The sequence below is a fragment of the Paenibacillus naphthalenovorans genome (assembly GCF_900099895.1).
Classification (GTDB): Bacteria; Bacillota; Bacilli; order Paenibacillales; family NBRC-103111; genus Paenibacillus_G; species Paenibacillus_G naphthalenovorans.
In genome coordinates this window covers 201,340-218,930 of sequence record NZ_FNDY01000003.1, presented here as the reverse complement: position 1 = coordinate 218,930, position 17,591 = coordinate 201,340, and the positions used below count along the sequence as shown (strand labels likewise).

Annotated in this window: 16 protein-coding genes; 1 reads left to right on the top strand and 15 read right to left on the bottom strand. The window is 53.2% G+C overall.

The window, feature by feature from the left end; all coding sequences use genetic code 11:
* Window positions 1-24: 24 nt before the first annotated feature.
* The 9 genes from tgt to BLT35_RS04915 all read right to left on the bottom strand — a co-directional run bounded on the left by tgt (window position 25) and on the right by BLT35_RS04915 (window position 9,133).
* Window positions 25-1,158, bottom strand: coding sequence for a tRNA guanosine(34) transglycosylase Tgt (gene tgt / locus BLT35_RS04955; protein ID WP_074727168.1), 1,134 nt, complete (start codon window positions 1,156-1,158; stop codon window positions 25-27).
* 33 nt (window positions 1,159-1,191) lie between these two features.
* Window positions 1,192-2,241, bottom strand: a complete 1,050-nt coding sequence (queA, locus tag BLT35_RS04950) for a tRNA preQ1(34) S-adenosylmethionine ribosyltransferase-isomerase QueA (protein WP_054819013.1) — start codon at window positions 2,239-2,241, stop codon at window positions 1,192-1,194.
* Between the two features lie 10 nt (window positions 2,242-2,251).
* Window positions 2,252-4,408, bottom strand: coding sequence for a SpoIID/LytB domain-containing protein (locus BLT35_RS04945; RefSeq protein WP_254777511.1), 2,157 nt, complete (start codon window positions 4,406-4,408; stop codon window positions 2,252-2,254).
* Between the two features lie 48 nt (window positions 4,409-4,456).
* Entirely contained in the window at window positions 4,457-5,461 is a 1,005-nt protein-coding gene (gene ruvB, locus BLT35_RS04940; RefSeq protein ID WP_062409231.1) for a Holliday junction branch migration DNA helicase RuvB, read from the bottom strand.
* A gap of 61 nt (window positions 5,462-5,522) precedes the next feature.
* Window positions 5,523-6,161 carry a Holliday junction branch migration protein RuvA gene (ruvA, locus tag BLT35_RS04935; protein ID WP_062409232.1) on the bottom strand — a complete coding sequence of 213 codons (639 nt, stop codon included), beginning with the start codon at window positions 6,159-6,161 and terminating at the stop codon, window positions 5,523-5,525.
* Window positions 6,158-6,661, bottom strand: a complete 504-nt coding sequence (gene ruvC, locus BLT35_RS04930; RefSeq protein ID WP_074727167.1) for a crossover junction endodeoxyribonuclease RuvC — start codon at window positions 6,659-6,661, stop codon at window positions 6,158-6,160. The genes ruvA and ruvC overlap by 4 nt, the downstream gene beginning before the upstream one ends.
* A 183-nt stretch (window positions 6,662-6,844) precedes the next feature.
* Window positions 6,845-7,513 (bottom strand): HNH endonuclease, encoded by a 669-nt coding sequence (locus BLT35_RS04925; protein ID WP_074727166.1) that lies wholly within the window; start codon window positions 7,511-7,513, stop codon window positions 6,845-6,847.
* Window positions 7,514-7,654: 141 nt separating this feature from the next.
* Entirely contained in the window at window positions 7,655-8,311 is a 657-nt protein-coding gene (locus tag BLT35_RS04920; protein ID WP_083351189.1) for a hypothetical protein, read from the bottom strand.
* Between the two features lie 117 nt (window positions 8,312-8,428).
* Window positions 8,429-9,133, bottom strand: a complete 705-nt coding sequence (locus BLT35_RS04915; RefSeq protein WP_054820292.1) for a BofC C-terminal domain-containing protein — start codon at window positions 9,131-9,133, stop codon at window positions 8,429-8,431.
* Window positions 9,134-9,278: 145 nt separating this feature from the next.
* Between BLT35_RS04915 and lepB the strand changes: the two genes are divergently transcribed.
* Window positions 9,279-9,815 (top strand): signal peptidase I, encoded by a 537-nt coding sequence (gene lepB / locus BLT35_RS04910; RefSeq protein WP_175471930.1) that lies wholly within the window; start codon window positions 9,279-9,281, stop codon window positions 9,813-9,815.
* Window positions 9,816-9,995: 180 nt separating this feature from the next.
* On the opposite strand, the gene BLT35_RS04905 is transcribed toward lepB, so the two are convergent.
* The 6 genes from BLT35_RS04905 to thrB form a co-directional block, all read right to left on the bottom strand.
* On the bottom strand, window positions 9,996-10,640 hold the full coding sequence (locus BLT35_RS04905) for a DUF6518 family protein (protein WP_074727164.1): 645 nt from the start codon (window positions 10,638-10,640) through the stop codon (window positions 9,996-9,998).
* Between the two features lie 177 nt (window positions 10,641-10,817).
* Window positions 10,818-11,846 (bottom strand): IS1595-like element ISPana1 family transposase, encoded by a 1,029-nt coding sequence (locus tag BLT35_RS04900; RefSeq protein ID WP_074727163.1) that lies wholly within the window; start codon window positions 11,844-11,846, stop codon window positions 10,818-10,820.
* Between the two features lie 157 nt (window positions 11,847-12,003).
* Window positions 12,004-14,556 carry a LysM peptidoglycan-binding domain-containing protein gene (locus BLT35_RS04895; protein WP_074727162.1) on the bottom strand — a complete coding sequence of 851 codons (2,553 nt, stop codon included), beginning with the start codon at window positions 14,554-14,556 and terminating at the stop codon, window positions 12,004-12,006.
* A 204-nt stretch (window positions 14,557-14,760) separates the two neighbouring features.
* Window positions 14,761-15,639 carry a branched-chain-amino-acid transaminase gene (gene ilvE, locus BLT35_RS04890; RefSeq protein WP_062409242.1) on the bottom strand — a complete coding sequence of 293 codons (879 nt, stop codon included), beginning with the start codon at window positions 15,637-15,639 and terminating at the stop codon, window positions 14,761-14,763.
* A gap of 6 nt (window positions 15,640-15,645) precedes the next feature.
* Window positions 15,646-16,530, bottom strand: a complete 885-nt coding sequence (gene pheA / locus BLT35_RS04885; RefSeq protein WP_074727161.1) for a prephenate dehydratase — start codon at window positions 16,528-16,530, stop codon at window positions 15,646-15,648.
* Window positions 16,527-17,507: a homoserine kinase gene (thrB, locus tag BLT35_RS04880; RefSeq protein ID WP_074727160.1), complete on the bottom strand. Its 981-nt coding sequence runs from the start codon at window positions 17,505-17,507 to the stop codon at window positions 16,527-16,529. The genes pheA and thrB overlap by 4 nt, the downstream gene beginning before the upstream one ends.
* Window positions 17,508-17,591: the final 84 nt, after the last annotated feature.

Below are 17,591 nucleotides of genomic sequence, written 5' to 3'. Positions count from 1 at the left end.
CTTGTAATATCTATGTAATATTGGTTAAAACCCTTTGCTGTTTTCGTCGATTCCGTATCGGGCGAAGAACTCGTCGCGAAAATCAAGCAGCCGGTCCTCGCGAATCGCCTGGCGCACCCCACGCATCAACTCTAATAAAAAATGGAGGTTATGATACGTCGTAAGCCGGATACCGAACGTTTCATCGGCCTTAATCAAGTGACGGACGTAGGCGCGGGAATAGTTGCGGCAGGTGTAACAGGAACATTCCGGATCAAGCGGGCCGAAATCTTCCGCAAATTTGGCATTTCGGATCACAAGCCTTCCAGAGCTGGTCATCACGGTCCCGTTACGGGCAATGCGCGTCGGAAGAACGCAATCGAACATATCGATGCCGCGAATGGCGCCTTCTATCAGCGCATCCGGGGAACCTACACCCATCAAATAACGGGGCTTGCCGAAAGGCAGCAGAGGAACAGTATAATCCAGCACCTCAAACATCAGATGCTTCGGTTCGCCCACACTCAGCCCTCCAATAGCATACCCCGGGAAATCCATGGAAGTCAACTCGGCGGCGCTTTGTTTGCGTAAATCTTCGTACATGCCCCCTTGAACGATGGCAAAAAGCCCTTGCTCCTCCGGCCGGCTGTGCGCTTTCAAGCAGCGTTCCGCCCAACGGGTCGTCCGTTCCAGCGATTGTTTGGCATAGCTGTGATCCGCCGGATACGGAGGGCATTCATCGAAAGCCATAATAATATCGGCGCCGAGCGCATTCTGGATTTCAATCGATTTTTCCGGAGAAATAAACAGCTTGTCCCCGTTCAGATGCGAGCGGAACTGCACGCCTTCTTCGCTGATTTTGCGCATTTCGCTAAGACTGAACACTTGAAATCCGCCGCTGTCGGTCAGTATCGGCCTGTCCCAGTTCATAAACCGGTGCAGCCCTCCCGCCGCTTTCACGATGTCGTGTCCGGGACGGAGAAACAAGTGATACGTATTGCTGAGAACGATGTGCGCATCCATCTCCTTGAGTTCTTCGGGACTCATCGTTTTTACGGTGGCCTGTGTGCCTACCGGCATGAAGGCCGGAGTCTCCACGATCCCGTGCGGGGTATGAACCCGGCCGAGTCTGGCTCCGGATTGTTTGCACGTTTTGATATGTTCATAGGTGATAGCCATTAAAAATCACTTCTTTCCGGGCATTGCCTCGATCTAATAAATGAACATGGCGTCGCCGAAGCTGAAAAAGCGGTATTCCCGCTCCACGGCTTCTTTGTAAGCGGCCAGTACACGTTCTCTTCCTGCAAGGGCACTGATCAGCATCAACAATGTCGATTTGGGCAAATGAAAGTTGGTAAGCAGCGCATCGACAATACGAAATGGGTAGCCGGGGTATATAAAAATACCTGTCCACCCCTTTCCGGACACCAAAGTACCGTCTTCTCGCGCGGCCGATTCCAGCGTTCTGGCCGAGGTCGTGCCTACAGCGACAACCCGTCCTCCCTTTTGCCTGGCCGCATTGACTACTTCGGCCGTCTTTTCGGAAACCTCATAATACTCTTTATGCATTTCATGCTCTTCCACGTTTTCGACGGAGACCGGCCGAAAGGTGCCCAGCCCGACATGCAGCGTAACATAGGCTAATTGTATACCTTTTTGTTCCAGCCTATGCAAATATTCCTCTGTAAAATGAAGCCCTGCCGTCGGCGCTGCAGCTGACCCCCGGTGTTTGGCGTACACCGTCTGGTAGCGCTCCTTCTCGGGAAGCTGTTCTTTAATGTAAGGCGGCAGCGGCATATGACCGAGCCTGTCCAAAATTTCATTAAAAATGCCTTTGTAGCTAAATTGAAGCACCCGGCTGCCCATATCGCCTTCGGATTCAACCGTGGCCGTCAGCAGCGGCGCAGAGTCTTGTTCGCCGGTTTCGCCGCCAAAATGAAGGCGTGCGCCCACTTTCAGCCGTTTGGCGGGACGGACCAGCGCTTCCCAGCGGTCCCCTTCCAACGGCTTCAGCAGCAGTACCTCCGCCTTTGCGCCCGTATCCGCCTTCACGCCAAAAAGCCGGGCTGGAATGACCCTTGTGTCGTTTAACACCAGCACATCCCCGGCTTGCAAATATTGCTCCAATTGTTCAAACCTGTGGTGACCGATCCGTCCGGTGCGCTTATCGAGCGTCAGAAGCCGCGATGCCGTGCGATCGGCAAGCGGCGTCTGCGCAATCAGCGACTCGGGGAGATCGTAATCGAACAAATCTACCTGCATCGTTATCGCTTCATCCCTTGGAAATCGAGACCCCTATATAGTAAGTCTGGAGTATTTTGTGGTAATCGTAGCCGAGCTCCGCATACCCTTTGGCCCCCCATTGGGACATGCCCAAACCATGGCCAAAGCCGGTTCCCCGAAAAACAAACTGCGGGCTCCGGGTTGCAACCCGAACCGTTCCGTCCGCGTTCAGCAAGAACAGCTCCTCATCGCGGTGCTCCTGCACCGTCTGACCCCCTCCTGAAGTATAAACCGGCTGTGCGGAGGAGGATTGGGTACGAACGGTTCCGTCCGCTCCCAATATAGTATACCGTCCTGTTTCTTCAATTTCAAACTTCGTGCTGGGCAATCCTCCCAGAAGCGTCCGAAGCGCATCGGGATATGCGGCAGCCAGCGGCTGCCCGTTCGCCGCAACCTCAAGCGCCCTTCCGGAAACGCCGCGCTTCGTTACTTCCAGCCGTTGCAGCTCCCCCCCCGCGGTCATCGCGGAACCTAACCGCTTTTTCATCTCCGATGCCTCATAAGGCCCGCGAATCCAGGCATAGGCGTTGGATTCCGTTTCCTCGCCGATCACAACGAAACGGTCACGGACATCGACCTTAAACACCGCCGCATTGCCTGCATTATCCACATAAGGAGCCGGGCGGACATTCACCCCGTCCTGCACGGATTCGTAATAAGGCAGGCCTGCCGGGTTTTTCAGTCCCGTATCCCGCGCATAATCGGAATGAATATACCCGGACATGCCATTGGGAAGCACGATACGGTACCACTTCTTTTTGCCCTCTTCGGCTCCCTTATCCTGAGAAGAAACGCTTTTCAGGTAAGCTACTTCATTGCCCCACACCTCGGTGGAGTCTGCCGTTTGCCCGCCTGCATTGGAATAGTAAAGCGGATCGATCAGAGCATTGTTATAAGTCAGCACCTCTCCGGCCGTTGAATCGACCGCCTGGAGCGCAGCCGGAAATTCCACGGCCATGCCTTTGTAGGATTGGTCCAGTGTCGTATCCGAAACATGGGCGATCTGATACTTCACGCCTTGCTTCAGCGCATAGGTGCGAGCGGCGACCGCCTGAGCCTTCAGCGCTTCTATAGGCCAAGCCGGGTTGAGCTCGGAGCCGAGAACCGCATACAAATACTGCTGGAAAGGCAGCTCATTGATCACGGCCAGCCTATGGTTGTGAAGAGACAGTTCGAGGCCGCCGCGGTACATCCGCCCAAAGCGCTCTTTGACATAGACTGCACCCTGAGGATCGTTGGAAGCCGCCCACAGCTTTGCGTTTCCGCCGAAGACCATTGCGGTCAGCGGCTGCGCTGCACTATCGGCATCGGCGGCAAGCTCCGTGCGCAGAAGCACATAGCCCTGAGCGGCATCCATCGGCGTCAGTACTACCGCAGGCAGCGCCGCAGCGATTTGGGCCCTTAGTGCTTCAAGCCCCGCGCTGTCTGCGGCGCCGCCGACCAGCACGGCATAGCTTCCTGCGCTCAGCTGCGCTACGTTGGCGTCGAACCCGGCCTGCGCGATGGCTGCCGCCTGCGCCTGTGCTTCCGCGGCTGCGGCATACGTGCCCGCATTCCAGCGCAGCGGGCCCGCGAGTACCGCGCCCGGCCTCGCTGCCGCGGCTGCGGCCGCCTCTTCCTTGGTCGCGAAAGGACCAAGATATACGCGATAGGCCTGCTTGCCCCGCGCTGTGTTCTGCACGATGCCGGCATCGGCTCCGCCAGCCGCGGCCTGCTGCGCTTGTGTCCGGGCTTCAGCGGCGCTGGCCGTTTCCGGCAGCAGCGCATAATAGCCGTCCGCGGACACACGGACCTGTTCCTTCGCCGCCGCCTGATAGGCAGGCGTGACGCCCGCGGCTCCCCGCAGGCTCAGCGTCAGTCCGGCATCGGCGGACAGCGTCACGGCTGACGCACGGCTGACGTATTTGCCCGTGTCAATAAACAGCGCGACACGGATCGTATCCAGCTTCGGTACGGCCGCTTGTGCTGCCGGAATGGCCGGCGCCGCAGCCAGAGCGGCTTCCGGCGCACCGATGCTTCCGGACAGCAGCAGCGCCGCCGCAGCCGTCATTTTCAACACGATGCCGCAAAGCGGTCGTACGGTCTGATTGGAAGCTCCCGAAGACGCTTCCTCCGACAAGAACGGCCGTTTGATACCTTTCATCATGAATATTCCCCTTTCCAACCGTACGGTTACTCGTCCCTCTCCGTCAGGTCAGGAACGGCTGGGCATAGGCAGCCCCAGATGCTTGCATGCGCTGGCCGTTACCATGCGGCCGCGCGGGGTGCGTTGAAGAAAGCCGATTTGCAGCAAATACGGCTCGTATACATCTTCGATCGTTTGGCTTTCTTCACCGATCGAAGCGGCTATCGTATCCAGTCCGACCGGGCCGCCCTGAAAGCCGAGAATAATGGCGCGGAGCATTTTATGGTCGATTTCGTCCAAGCCGAGCGCGTCGACTTGAATGCTGGCAAGGGCCGCCCGGGTGATCTCCAGCGTGATGATGCCGTCCCCCTTGACTTGTGCGAAATCGCGGACGCGCTTCAGCAGCCGGTTGGCGATCCGTGGCGTACCGCGGGAACGCATCCCGATCTCGCGGGAGGCTTCGCCGATGATCTCAACCTGCAAAATGTCAGCGGTCCGGCTGACGATGTAAGAAAGTTCATCCACCGTATAGTACTCCAAGCGGCTTACGACGCCGAAGCGGTCCCTCAGAGGCGCCGACAGCAGCCCCACGCGGGTCGTGGCGCCCACAAGCGTAAACGGCGGCAGATCCAGCCTCACCGAACGGGCGCTGGGTCCTTTGCCGATGATAATATCGAGCGCGTAATCCTCCATTGCAGGATAGAGCACCTCTTCCACCGTCCGGTGAAGCCGGTGAATCTCATCGATGAACAGCACGTCGCCTTCCTGTAAATTCGTCAGAATGGCGGCCAAATCGCCAGGACGCTCAATCGCAGGTCCCGATGTCGTGCGCAGATTGACGCCCAGCTCATTGGCGATAATGTTGGACAACGTCGTCTTGCCCAGGCCGGGAGGGCCGTACAGCAGCACATGGTCAAGCGCCTCTTTGCGCATTTTGGCCGCCTCTATGTAAACCTTCAAATTTTCCTTCGCCTGCGATTGGCCGATATATTCCGCCAAGTACCTTGGCCGTAGACTGAACTCCATCCCCTGGTCTTCCATCATCAGGTTTGCCGAAATGATGCGGTCTTCCATCTTGCAGCTCCTTTCTCCGGGTTCAAGCCTGCCTGGCGGGCAAGCCCTTATCCGGGTGTTCTCATTTCATCAGGGATTGCTGATACAGCGCCTGCAGGGCTAGCTTCGTTACGGCATCCGCCGTTTCATCACCCTTGAGCTTCGGCTTGACGATTTGGCCGGCCCGGTCCGCTTCCGCTTCGGTGTATCCGAGCGCCAGCAGCGCCGCTTTGGCCTCGGCCCAAGCCCCGCCGCCTGCCAGGGCAGCCGCCGCAACCTCTATGCCGTGAACGGCAGAGCTTTCATCGGCAGAGGATAATGCCCCAAGCTTATCCTTGAGATCAAGCACCATCCGCTGCGCCGTTTTCTTCCCGATTCCCGGAAGCTTCGTGAGAAACGCAAGGTTTTCCTGCCGTATGGCCGAAGCAATCACTTCCGGACGTCCGCCGGCAAGCACGCCGATGGCCACCTTCGGACCGATGCCGTTGACATCCAGCAGGAGGCGAAAGAGCGACTGCTCCTCCCGGGACGTAAACCCGAAAAGCAGGTGCGCGTCCTCCCGTACATGATAATGGATGTACATCGTGACTTCGCCGCCGTCCTTTCCAGAGGCTACGGCATAAGGATTGGCGCAAAAAACACGGTACCCCACGCCTTGCACGTCCAGCACGACGTAATCTGCTTCCCGGTGGGCTACCGTTCCTCTCAAAAAGTCAATCATCGTTTATAGGCTCCGTTCAATTTTTGTTGTAAAGCTGAGGAATGAGCGTGGCAGATCGCGACGGCCAGGGCATCGGCCACGTCATCGGGCTTGGGCACTGCGGTTAGATGCAGAAACATCCGCACCATCTCCTGTACCTGCTTCTTTTCCGCCTTTCCATAACCGACAATCGCCTGCTTCACTTGAAGCGGAGTATATTCTCCAATTGGCAGGCCCTTCTGCTCCGCAGCCAGCATCAGCACGCCGCGCGCCTGACCAACGGTTAAAGCCGTCGTAACATTGCGGTTGAAAAACAACTTCTCTATCGCCACCGCATCAGGCTTGTATTTATCTATCAGTTGAACTGCCGCTTCATAGATTTGCTTCAGGCGTAGGGATTCAGCCGTATGGGCTTCCGTTTGGATCGAGCCGTATTGGACCGGCACCAGCCTATGTCCTTGTTTATCTATAAATCCGAAACCGACAATGGCGATCCCGGGATCAATGCCTAAAATCCGCACCTTTGCGCAACTCCCCTGCTCTGCTCTTTTCGCCGCTTTTCCAATAAGCGAACATATGTATTCCATTGCCATTATATCAGATAATGAGAGGGATGAATACGCCGTGCGGCAAAACGTTCAGTAAGCCGAAAAAGTTCTGGAGGCTTGAATGAAACCGGCGGATTAGCAACAAATAAACGAAGATTATTCTCTTCTTCCTTCCGAAACGCGCCCTCCGATAAAGCGGTCCGCGTCTTGGTCGGCTTTGCTCTGATTACAGTCGTAGCAGGAACAAACGCAGTTGACAGGCGTGGTATGGCCGCCCTTGGATTTCGGCACGATGTGATCGATCGTATCGCCGATTTTACCGCAGTAGTAGCAGGTGTATCTATCCCGCTGCAGGATCATTTTGCGGAAATCGTCGTTGCTGTACAGTCTCCGGATCATGTAGGGATTCAAGACAACTGCAGCCCGCTGCTCCACGAGCAGCACCGCCAAGCTCCAATCGATGTCCTGAATCCACCGCTTGCCGTTATTGCTTTTTCCTCTCATCCGGATGATGCCCTGCCGGTCCCGCCGAAGCAGCTTTGCCGCGCCTTCTTTGCTTGAAGGAGGCGGAGCAGGAGGGGCTAACCGTCTCGCCGGTGTCTCCATCGTTTCCGCAGCACCGGCATGCGTCGGCTTCTTCACGCCAAGCGCTTCAATATCCGAAAGCTTCGGCTTTGCTTTCTTTCTCGCACACTTGCGGCAAATATTTTTTCTTGCCCCGTTCCGAGATCTTCTGGAGCCTTTGGTGGGAAACTGAAGATAATATTTCGTTTGTCCGCACCGGCTGCAAGGCTTGTGCAGCAGGCAATGCGCGCCCGGTTGCATAGCCGCCCTCCTCTCCTTTGGATCGCCTTCTTCCCTAATCCTGACATTTTTCAATTATATCAGATTTGCTTCCGGAGCAACCACAGCTTTCATAAAGATCTCCGCACAGCAAAAAAAGGGCGGCCACAGCCATCCCTCCGGTTATATAGTCCACTGGTCGTGAATGATCCCGACCAATTGCCAAATGTTATTGTTTTTTTCAAAAACGAGCCGCAGACTCCTCCAGTCAAGGCCCTCAAACTGCGCCTCGAAGCCCTCAAAATGGAACTCGACAAACGAGTACCGGTCCGGGGGATACACTTCCGTGAGATTGGAACGCGTCGTGCCTTGCCCGATCTGCCGATTGACAGCGGTTTGGTGCGCTTTTGCAAAATCCGCGTCATAAATAAATTTGGCATAGTAATCAGCAAAAGTCAGTCGGATCGGTTCGCCCGATCCGTCGTAAACGCCCCACTCATAAACGGTTTTGACGGTAAATAGCTCCTTGAGCTGCTCCGGCTTGACCACAAGATCATTCCGGGTGTCGACAAACCCGTAAGGCGAAAACCGGATTCCCTTGTCCGGGAGCGCCAAACCGGACAAGAGCTTCAGATTCTTTTCCTTCAGCGCTTGAACGGCTTTGCGGGCTTGTTCCGCCACATCCGATGCTTGCCCCTCTTTATTTGGAGCATCGGCATCAGTCGGCTGCGCTGCCGGGTTTTCCGGGGAAGGCGGGACATGGCCGGGCGCTTTCGGAGTGCAGGCCGAAAGAACAAGCAGACCGGCCGCAAGCAGACCAAGTAATACGGCTCGTTTCATCACGCCATCCCCTTCCGATCCAAGTGTCGGATGAAGCGTCTCATCCTTACCTAAATAAACGCAACTTCCCGTGGAAAGGTTGCAGCACGGCATTGATTTGCAGTCCTGCCCGACCGGCTAACGATTGGATGATTTTTGCAGCACATTCTCCGTCTCTTCCATCGCGTAATCGCTCAAAGTCGAGAGCACGCTGTTGTAATCATCCAGATCTCTTACCCGGATTCCGCGATACAGCTGCTTCACCGTTTCCCGCGGAAGACTGCTTTCCAAGTGCTCAATGTTTAGCTGGAAAAACGTCCGGATTATACTTTCCCCGCCGGATCCAGGCACGCCCTCGAACAGAGAAAGATTCCCTTTTGTATCCAGTCCGAAGTAGGCGTTTTCTTTACACTGTGGAGACAAGTCGTCCACCGTTTCCGTAAAATAGACTTTGTTTCCTTCATCCAGGCTGACCTTATAGGACGGATGTGTCCGGTGATAGGCCAATATATCCGTCGAGCTCATCATACCGAGCCGTTGAAACTCCTCGCCGCATACATAAGCTTTTTTCATGTAGGCCTCCCTTTGGCCGTCCATTCCCGCCACCATCTTAAGGACCTCATCCTCCGGCTGCCTAAATTCCTTCATGTTCCGGCCGAATACTGCTTGTTCCTGCTCTTTCCAAGCCGCAGGTCCCGCCAACCGGTCACTGAACAGCCAGAAGCCGGCGGCAAGTGTGCCTGCCACAAACAGAAAACCCGCCAAATTCATCCAACGGCGCCTGACACGCAGCTTTTTTTTCAATTGTTTTTTAAACTGGTTCCAGAAGCTGAGCAAATTCATTCGATCCCCTTCTGTCTTTAAATGCTGGATTGTTTTTACTATTTTTCCCGTAAGGATCGACTCTTATACTATTTGGATGTATACTTAGGACGAAACCAGCAACTAACACACTGAAAGGAAGGATCCGTTCCCGATGCAACCGGTCATGAAAGAAATTTGGGCCTGGGTTCGCTCTCTTGCCGCCGCATTCGTGCTGACGATTTTGATCGGTTTGTTTGTATTCCAACCGACGAAAGTACTGGGCCATTCCATGGATCCCACTCTGCATAACGAACAGCGTATTTATGTATCCAAGCTGTCGCATACGTTTGGTTACCAGCCCGATTACGGCGACATTGTTATCATAGACAGCAGGGTCGACCGCGTGCGTTCCTTCAAGGACGATGTGCTCGAGCATCCGCTGCTTCGTTTGATTCGCGGGGATAACGATCCGAACATGTATGTGAAGCGTGTCATCGGTAAGCCCGGAGACGTGCTCGAGCTCAAAAACAGCAAGCTGTACCGAAACGGCGAGTTGCTGGAAGAGCCGTATTTGAAAGAAGCCATGCAGCCTGAGCCCAATCGGAAGTGGACTGTGCCGGAAGGAAATATTTTCGTGATGGGAGACAATCGCAATCACAGTAAGGACAGCCGCGAGATCGGCTTCATTCCGTTCAGTCATATTTTGGGCATAAAAATCTGAATCTGGCCCCCCAGCGGATGACGGCTGTGTTATATTGAATGTACAAAAGAAGCCCTCCTTTGAATGGTTGCTCGTCACTTCCATTTTACCAAGGTTTGGCTTCTTTTTGTTTTGGCTCTGTTATATTTCAATGTTGATAATTATATCAAAATAAAGGAAACCCCAAGGCATTAGGGGTTCCTACAACATTCCCCAGAATAAATTTGTTTGAGCAGTTACAAAGTAAAGAAGCAATCCTATGGTAGTCACTTTGCTTATCTGTTTTGGAGACTGATATAAAACAAAAATCGTGGCTATCCAGAGCAACAATTCCAAAGTGTTTAAAATATCAAAATACCAAAACCCAAATGCAAAAGTCTGTCTTGAAATAAACATAATTATTATAGATGAAATAGAAATAGCAATTATACCTTTCCCTTTTGCATACCAACATACAAAAGCCAAAAATGGCGAGATAATAGTCATGATAATCCAAATCATCATATATGATTTAGGAAAAAAACCAGCTATCAAAATAGTATAAAGATAATAGCTACCTACCATGCCTACAAAAAACAAAAAAACATTTATAGCAGACCTAATAGGTGATTTGCAATACACAGATATTAGCACCGCAAGGAAAATCCAAACCCCCATACGAGAAAAGAAGTTCCTTAAATCCAACGTTTCAAGAAAATATGGTAATAAATTACTGGCGGTTTCATCAAGTAACTTTGAAATTATGCCTAAAATAATCCCTGCGATAAATATTAAAGTCAAATATAAAAATTTTCTTGATAGCGATATATTTATTGGTCTTCGAATTTCATTCAAGAAGTCTTTCATTTATACCCTCCCAAATATAAATCATCATTATTCACATTTATCTGCTAATGGATATTAATCCTCTGATTTTTGTTTTATTTTCTGGAACATTAATACGTCTAATTATATTTTACAGCAGGAGAACATTCCTATTGTGACTTCTTGTTGAGCAAATCCGCTTCGTTAATTGAATAAGGATTACACATTGAATTTTGATAGCCTCAAACTGTCATAAGTGTCAGTCATTTCATAAACAAATGATGTTAATAGAAATTCTTTAATATGCTGATTAGTGCTTTCGTTACTACGACTATCTACAAACAAGAACCACGCAAGGTAGTTGTCAAGATACTTTGTAGCCACACCTTTAAAGCGGTCTATCCATTGTTTCATACGAGAATGGAGACCATTTACATTCTGGATGTGATACAAGCCTTTAATAACGTGCTTACCGTCATTTGATTTAATTCGGTAATGCTCTAAACCTTTTTCTTTTGCATAGGTTTTGTAAGCTATCCAAGCATCAGTAACGAGTACATTATCAGAAGTTAGTTTAGAACCAATCATATTATCAACCTTAGTTTTCACAACCCGACCCATACAAGCAACTTTGGAGACAGTTGCTTTTGTACGGTCTCTGGCAACAAGAACACAAACCTGTTCGTGGCTAATCCCTCTATGCTTGGATTTACCGCCACGTTTGCGAGGTTTACGGTCAGTAATGCCACGTTGCCCCTTTTGAGAGTACAGGAAATAGGTCTCGTCAATTTCAACGATACCTTCAAAATGGTCAAAATCCATTTGTTTCAAGGCGTTTAACAGTTTGTGTCTCCAATAAAAAAGTGTAACCCAAGTAACTCCTACGACTTCAGCCGATTTTCGCAGGGAATATCCTTTGAACATACAATCAACAAATGTAATCCATTCGTTGCCTTTTCGGGTACGGTACAAGACGGTATTGGTTGTGTCAGTGAAGGTTTTGCCACAACATTTACAGCGATACCGTTGTCGACCATTATATTTTCCGAACCGAACAACGTGTTCTGATGAACAATGAGGACATTCAAATCCTTCCTTGAAGCGAGTTTCTCTTATTTCATTGATTAAACGACCACCAGCAGAGGAAGAAGGCTCGACATAGCGTTTAACCCATTGATAGACTTGCTCTTTTTGGGTGTGTGGTAATTTGTCGATATATTTTAACAAGTTTCTAAACGCTTTGCTCACCTATAACCCCCCCGAATACTTGTTCCTATGTTAATTATATAAAGATTTGGGCAGGTATCAAATATCAACATGTACCTTTAACAGAGCCTTTGTTTTACAAAAATGAAAAAGGGGTACCCCCGTCACCTCGGTGACTTATGGGACACCCCCTTGCATTTTAATTATTTATCCAAGGAGACGCCTTTCTCACTGTTTCCGTTTTCCGTGTTCTTCGGTTATGGCGTTTGATCAGACTGCTGATCGAAACGCGCGGCGATTTCCGTTTCGCAGAGGCTTTGGACTGCCTGGGAACCGGCTGAGGTCCCGTTTGAGAAACCTCCGCCTTCTCCTCCCGGGATTTTTCCTTATCCCCTTTGGATTGGTCATGGTAACCGTAAGCCTCCTGCCCGCCCCAGTCCTGCCCGCCCCAGGGATAGGGTACATTAAGGGGAGATCCCGGACCGGCCGTGTCCGCGTACGGCGAAATTCCCGGATAAGCGTTGACTGCCGCTAACGGCTCGAATGAAGAATAACCACCGGTTCCGTAAGGCGCTATCGGCACGCCATAAGGATGAATCGGATACGATAAGAACGGATCTCCCGCCGTAGGAATACCGGGATAGCCTGCCGCCAAAGGCAACGCGTAGGGAAGTTGAGGCTGACCCTTGCCGCATCCGCAACCTCCTCCCAAATGCGGTCCTTCCACGTAAGGAAATGAAGGAAGAGGCGCATGGGGAGTATAATACGGGATCTCCGCGCTTGAAGGCAGATTCGGCAGCGCAGGAAGCGATTCGGCCGTCGGCATTGTATGCACGGGCGGCAACGGCAGGTGCTCCGGCTGCTTCCATTCTTCTTCTTTTCCTTTGCTTTTGGACGATTCCGTATCGTGAGCCATGACTTCCGTCGCCGGCACATGATATTGCTGAAACAAATCGGAAGAAGGCGGCAGGTTCCCCGCTCCCGAATGAATCCCCGTCTGCCAATCCGATTGCGGCACCGTGTAATGAGGCAAGACAGCCTCATGTAACCCGAACGGCTCATTGCTCTCCACTGCCGTCAGTGCATGCGCTGTATTCGGCCACTGCGGAACCCCAAAAGAGGGCGAGATATTGGAAAGCTGTATGGCTGGCGCTTGCTGGACGCCCAAGTAAGGGATTTGCGGAATGGCGTCAAATGGAGAAACATTCGGCTGCTCGTTTGAAGACTCCTGCTGTATGCCTACGTTCGGCCACTGCGGGGCCGACTGGATATACGGCACATTCGGCTGCTCCTTGGAAGACTCCTGCTGTATACCTACGTTCGGCCACTGCGGGGCCGACTGAATGTACGGCACATTCGGCTGCTCCTTGGAAGGCTCCTGCTGTATGCCTACGTTCGGCCACTGCGGGGCCGACTGGATGTACGGCACATTCGGCTGCTCCTTGGAAGGCTCCTGCTGTATACCTACGTTCGGCCACTGCGGGGCCGACTGAATGTACGACACATTCGGCTGCTCCTTGGAAGGCTCCTGCTGTATCCCCACATTCGGCCACTGCGGGGCCGACTGGATATACGGCACATTCGGCTGTTCATACGAGGACACCTGCTGTATCCCCACATTCGGCCACTGCGGAATCGACTGGAGGTACGGCACATTCGGCTGCTCATACGAGGGCACCTGCTGTATACCCACATTCGGCCACTGCGGAATCGCCTGGAGGTACGGCACATTCGGCTGCTCATACGAGGGCACCTGCTGTATACCTACGTTCGGCCACTGCGGAATCGACTGGAGGTACGGCACATTCGGCTGCTCATACGAGGGCACCTGCTGTATACCTATGTTCGGCCACTGCGGGATCGACTGGATGTGCGGCACATTCGGCTGTTCCTTCGAAGGCTCCTGCTGTATTCCCACGTTAGGCCACTGCGGGACCGACTGGATGTGCTGTATATTCGGCTGCTCTTTCGAAGGCTCTTGCAATATCCCTACGTTCGGCCACTGCGGAACCGACTGGATGTGCGGCACACTCGGCTGTTCTTTCGTAGGCTCCTGCTGTATTCCCACGTTCGGTATCTGCGGGATCGCCTGGATGTGCGGTACATTCGGCTGCTCTTTCGAAGTCTCCTTCTGTTTCTCCACATAAGGCCACTGCGGGGCCGACTGAATGTGCGGCACATTCGGCTGCTCCTTGGAAGGCTGCTGCTGTATCTCTACGTTAGGCTGTTCGGGAGTCTTTTCCGCCTGGAGCACATTCGGCTGCTCCTTGGAAGGCTCCTGCTGAATCTCTATGCTCGGCTTTTCTGCCTCCTGCTCCGCTGCCGGCGGTTCTTCCACCGGAAGCGGAGCTTCGGGAATAATCTGAGACGTGTCCGCTTTCGGTTTGACGCCCGTACTCAGCTTCTGTGACGGGGCCGCACTCAGCTTCGGAATATAAATGGCTTCGCCTGTCATCAAAACATTAGGGTTTTTGAGCTGCGGGTTGGCGGCGATCATATCTGCCAGCGGAATACCCCACGCTTTACCCAACTTCCAGAGCGAATCCCCCTGCACGGCGATGTGTTTATACAAATAATCCGTCGGCGGCGTAATCGATTTCGGCGAAGCAGGGATTTTCACCTTCGTGCCGATGTCAAGCACGTTCGGGTCAGGGATGTGCGGATTAGCCGCAATCAGCTTGTCGAGCTCGACATGGTACTTTTGAGCGATCTCATAGAGAGAGTCGCCTTTTTTTACGATATGAATCTTCACTGCATAAACCTCCTTCAAATTTTGCGGAAGTATGATCGTTCGGGTAACGTCCGCTGTGTCTCGCCGCACGCAAACGATGCGAAACAAAATGATATTACAGTTTATGCAGCAAAGTGGGCATTTGACCATCAAATTCCAGAAAAAATCGCGGCTTTTTCCGGGATAACAAAAAGAACCCGTCTTAGACGGGTCCTCGCTTATCCATTATTCGTAAACCTTCAGGCCGTCAATCTCGACCAGCTTGCGGAATTCCTTCAGCAGGTGGGTGGTGATTGGACCGGCTTTGCCTTCGCCGATGATGCGGGCATCGACTTCGCGAACCGCGATGACCTCCGCCGCTGTACCGGTAAAGAACACCTCGTCCGCCACATAGACGTCATGCAGGGTGAACGGCTCTTCTTTGACCGTATACCCCAATTTGCCGCAAATTTCGATAATGGCGCCACGCGTAATGCCTTCCAGCGCACCGCAATAGCAAGGCGGAGTATATACAACGCCGCGCTTCACGATGAAGATATTGTCCGATGAACCTTCGGCCACATAACCTTGGGAATTGAGCATGATCGCTTCGCCTACGCCGGCCAGGTTCGCCTGGATTTTGACCAAAATGTTGTTCAGGTAGTTCAGCGATTTGATCTTCGGGTTGAGCGCATCCGGAACGTTGCGCCGTGTCGAGACGGATACCGTTTTCAGACCGTTCACATAAGCTTCTTCCGGATAAATCGACAGCTGTTCCACAATGATGATTACATTCGCTTTGGGCGAGCGTCTCGGGTCAAGTCCCAGGTCCCCGGGACCCCGGGAAACCACCAGACGAATATATCCGTCCCGCAGCCCGTTGCGGCGAATCGTTTCCGCGAGAACGGCCTGCATCTCGTCCTGCTTCAAAGGAATGTCGAGCATGATCGATTTGGCCGAGTCATACAACCGGTCCAGATGCTCCTTGCATTTAAAAATGTTCCCGTTGTAAATCCGAATCCCTTCAAAAATGCCGTCGCCATACAAAAAACCATGATCGTAAACCGATACTTTCGCGTCTTCTTTGTTGACGTATTCCCCATTTAGGTAGATGACTTGCGCCACGTCTGATTACACCTCCGAAGTTTCGGGCTCATAGGAGTAAGTCGGGTAACAACCCAGGATGCGCACCTGACAGCCGATCGCTTCAATTTCTTGAAGCGCTGCCGGGAGCAATACGGAGTCCATAGAAGCCTCAATGTCGATATAAAAAAAATAATTCCCCAGCTTTTTCTTGGTTGGACGCGACTCGATTTTGGACAAGTTGATCCGTCTCCAGGCAAACGCGGACAGCACCTGGTGCAGTGCGCCCGGGTAATCCTCGGGCAGCGTCACGAGGATTGTCGTTTTGCAGCCGGCCGATGTTTTCATGACCGGCTTCTCGCGGCCGATCAGTACGAACCGGGTGTAGTTGTTCTGATGATCCTGTACGCCTGCGGCAAGCGTCTGCAAACGGTACAGCTCGCCCGCGGCCTGAGGAGCCAGCGCCGCTATAGCCGGGTCATTCAGCTCCCTCACCAGCCTGGCGGCTTCGCCGTTGCTGCCGACCTGCTCCAGCTCCACATGCGGCAGATGCTCACGCAAAAACTTTTGACACTGGGCCAGCGTCACACCGTGTGAATAGATTTTGCGGATCCGGCCGCAGCCCTTCTCGAATGCGTCAGGCTCATTCTCCACAGCAGGAATGGAAAGCAGATTAATGGATATCGGGTATACCCATTCCGCTTGAATCGGCAGGTCCACATCATGGACCAGCCAATCCACATGCAGGCTGACCGAGCCCTCGAAGGTATTCTCGATCGGAATGACGCTGAAATCGGTCGTTCCGTCCACGGTCGCGCGGAATACATCGGCGATCAGCTTGCAGTTCACATATTCAAACCCGTCTTTGCCGAGAAAGTAATGGGCGGATTCCTCGGTGAACGTGCCTGGACCCAGGAGGGATACTCGCTTCATGCACGGACCTCTCCTTTTATCTTTTCCAGTAATGTACACCTTTCATCTTCAGGTGTCAACGGGTGCACTTGTACACCGTGCTTGTCCGGGTTCAGCCACATGGTCGTGGCGTCGATCCCCTCCTTCTTCAGCGTGTCCACCATGAACCGCTCCAGCTCCGCTTTGCGGGAGCTTCTCCGGTCAACGAGCGCGAGGATCGTCGGACCCGCGCCGCTAAGAGCCACGCCCAAGGCGCCGCGGTCCGTCGCTTCGTCGAGAATTTGACCCAGACCGGGCACAAGAGCCGCCCGGTAAGGCTGATGCAGCGCGTCCTTCATGGCGCATGCGATCATATCGAGCCGCCCGGTGCACAGGGCGGCGACAAGCAGCGACGAATGGCCGACGTTGAAAACGGCATTCTCGAGGCTCTGCTTGCGCGGCAGTACGCCCCGCGCCTTTTCCGTCGACAGTTGGAAGTGAGGGATGGCGACCAGCACTTCCAGCTGTCCGTGCGGTTCCACGCGAATGTGCTCCGCCCGCGTGCCGTCCCAGAAGGCGACGACAAGTCCGCCGAACAGCGACGCCCCGACGTTGTCGGGGTGCTGCTCCAAGCCCGTCGCCATTTGAAACAGCTCGTCATCGGACAGCGGACTGCCGATGAGCGCGTTGGCCGCAGCGAGCGCCCCCACAATGGCCGATGCGCTGCTGCCGAGGCCGCGTGTCAACGGAATTTCGCTGTACATGCCGATGTACAGCTCCGGGTGGCTTACACCGGCCCGCTCGAACACCATCTGCGCCACCTTATAGATAAGGTTGCTCTTATCCGCCGGCACACCCTTGACCTGATCACCGAAGAACTCAATGACGGTTTGTTCGGCAAAGCCCATCTCAATCCATGCATACAAGTCCAGCGCCATGCCCAGCGTATCGAAGCCGGGGCCCAGATTCGCCGTGCTGGCCGGCACCTTAACGAGTACTTTCCTGCTGCTGTTCTCCATTTCTTAATCGCTCCTACCCTTTCGGCTTCCGAATCGCTTCCATCCGCCGCTTCAAAAGCCTTTGCTGATCATCGGCTCTCCCGC

What these genes read in the sequence shown, in the direction of transcription:
- tgt (WP_074727168.1), bottom strand. Translation starts at nt 1,158, where the DNA reads ATGGCTATCACCTATGAACATATCAAAACGTGCAAACAATCCGGAGCC.
- queA (WP_054819013.1), bottom strand. Translation starts at nt 2,241, where the DNA reads ATGCAGGTAGATTTGTTCGATTACGATCTCCCCGAGTCGCTGATTGCG.
- BLT35_RS04945 (WP_254777511.1), bottom strand. Translation starts at nt 4,408, where the DNA reads ATGATGAAAGGTATCAAACGGCCGTTCTTGTCGGAGGAAGCGTCTTCG.
- ruvB (WP_062409231.1), bottom strand. Translation starts at nt 5,461, where the DNA reads ATGGAAGACCGCATCATTTCGGCAAACCTGATGATGGAAGACCAGGGG.
- ruvA (WP_062409232.1), bottom strand. Translation starts at nt 6,161, where the DNA reads ATGATTGACTTTTTGAGAGGAACGGTAGCCCACCGGGAAGCAGATTAC.
- BLT35_RS04925 (WP_074727166.1), bottom strand. Translation starts at nt 7,513, where the DNA reads ATGCAACCGGGCGCGCATTGCCTGCTGCACAAGCCTTGCAGCCGGTGC.
- BLT35_RS04920 (WP_083351189.1), bottom strand. Translation starts at nt 8,311, where the DNA reads ATGAAACGAGCCGTATTACTTGGTCTGCTTGCGGCCGGTCTGCTTGTT.
- BLT35_RS04915 (WP_054820292.1), bottom strand. Translation starts at nt 9,133, where the DNA reads ATGAATTTGCTCAGCTTCTGGAACCAGTTTAAAAAACAATTGAAAAAA.
- lepB (WP_175471930.1), top strand. Translation starts at nt 9,279, where the DNA reads ATGAAAGAAATTTGGGCCTGGGTTCGCTCTCTTGCCGCCGCATTCGTG.
- BLT35_RS04905 (WP_074727164.1), bottom strand. Translation starts at nt 10,640, where the DNA reads ATGAAAGACTTCTTGAATGAAATTCGAAGACCAATAAATATATCGCTA.
- pheA (WP_074727161.1), bottom strand. Translation starts at nt 16,530, where the DNA reads ATGAAGCGAGTATCCCTCCTGGGTCCAGGCACGTTCACCGAGGAATCC.
- thrB (WP_074727160.1), bottom strand. Translation starts at nt 17,507, where the DNA reads ATGGAGAACAGCAGCAGGAAAGTACTCGTTAAGGTGCCGGCCAGCACG.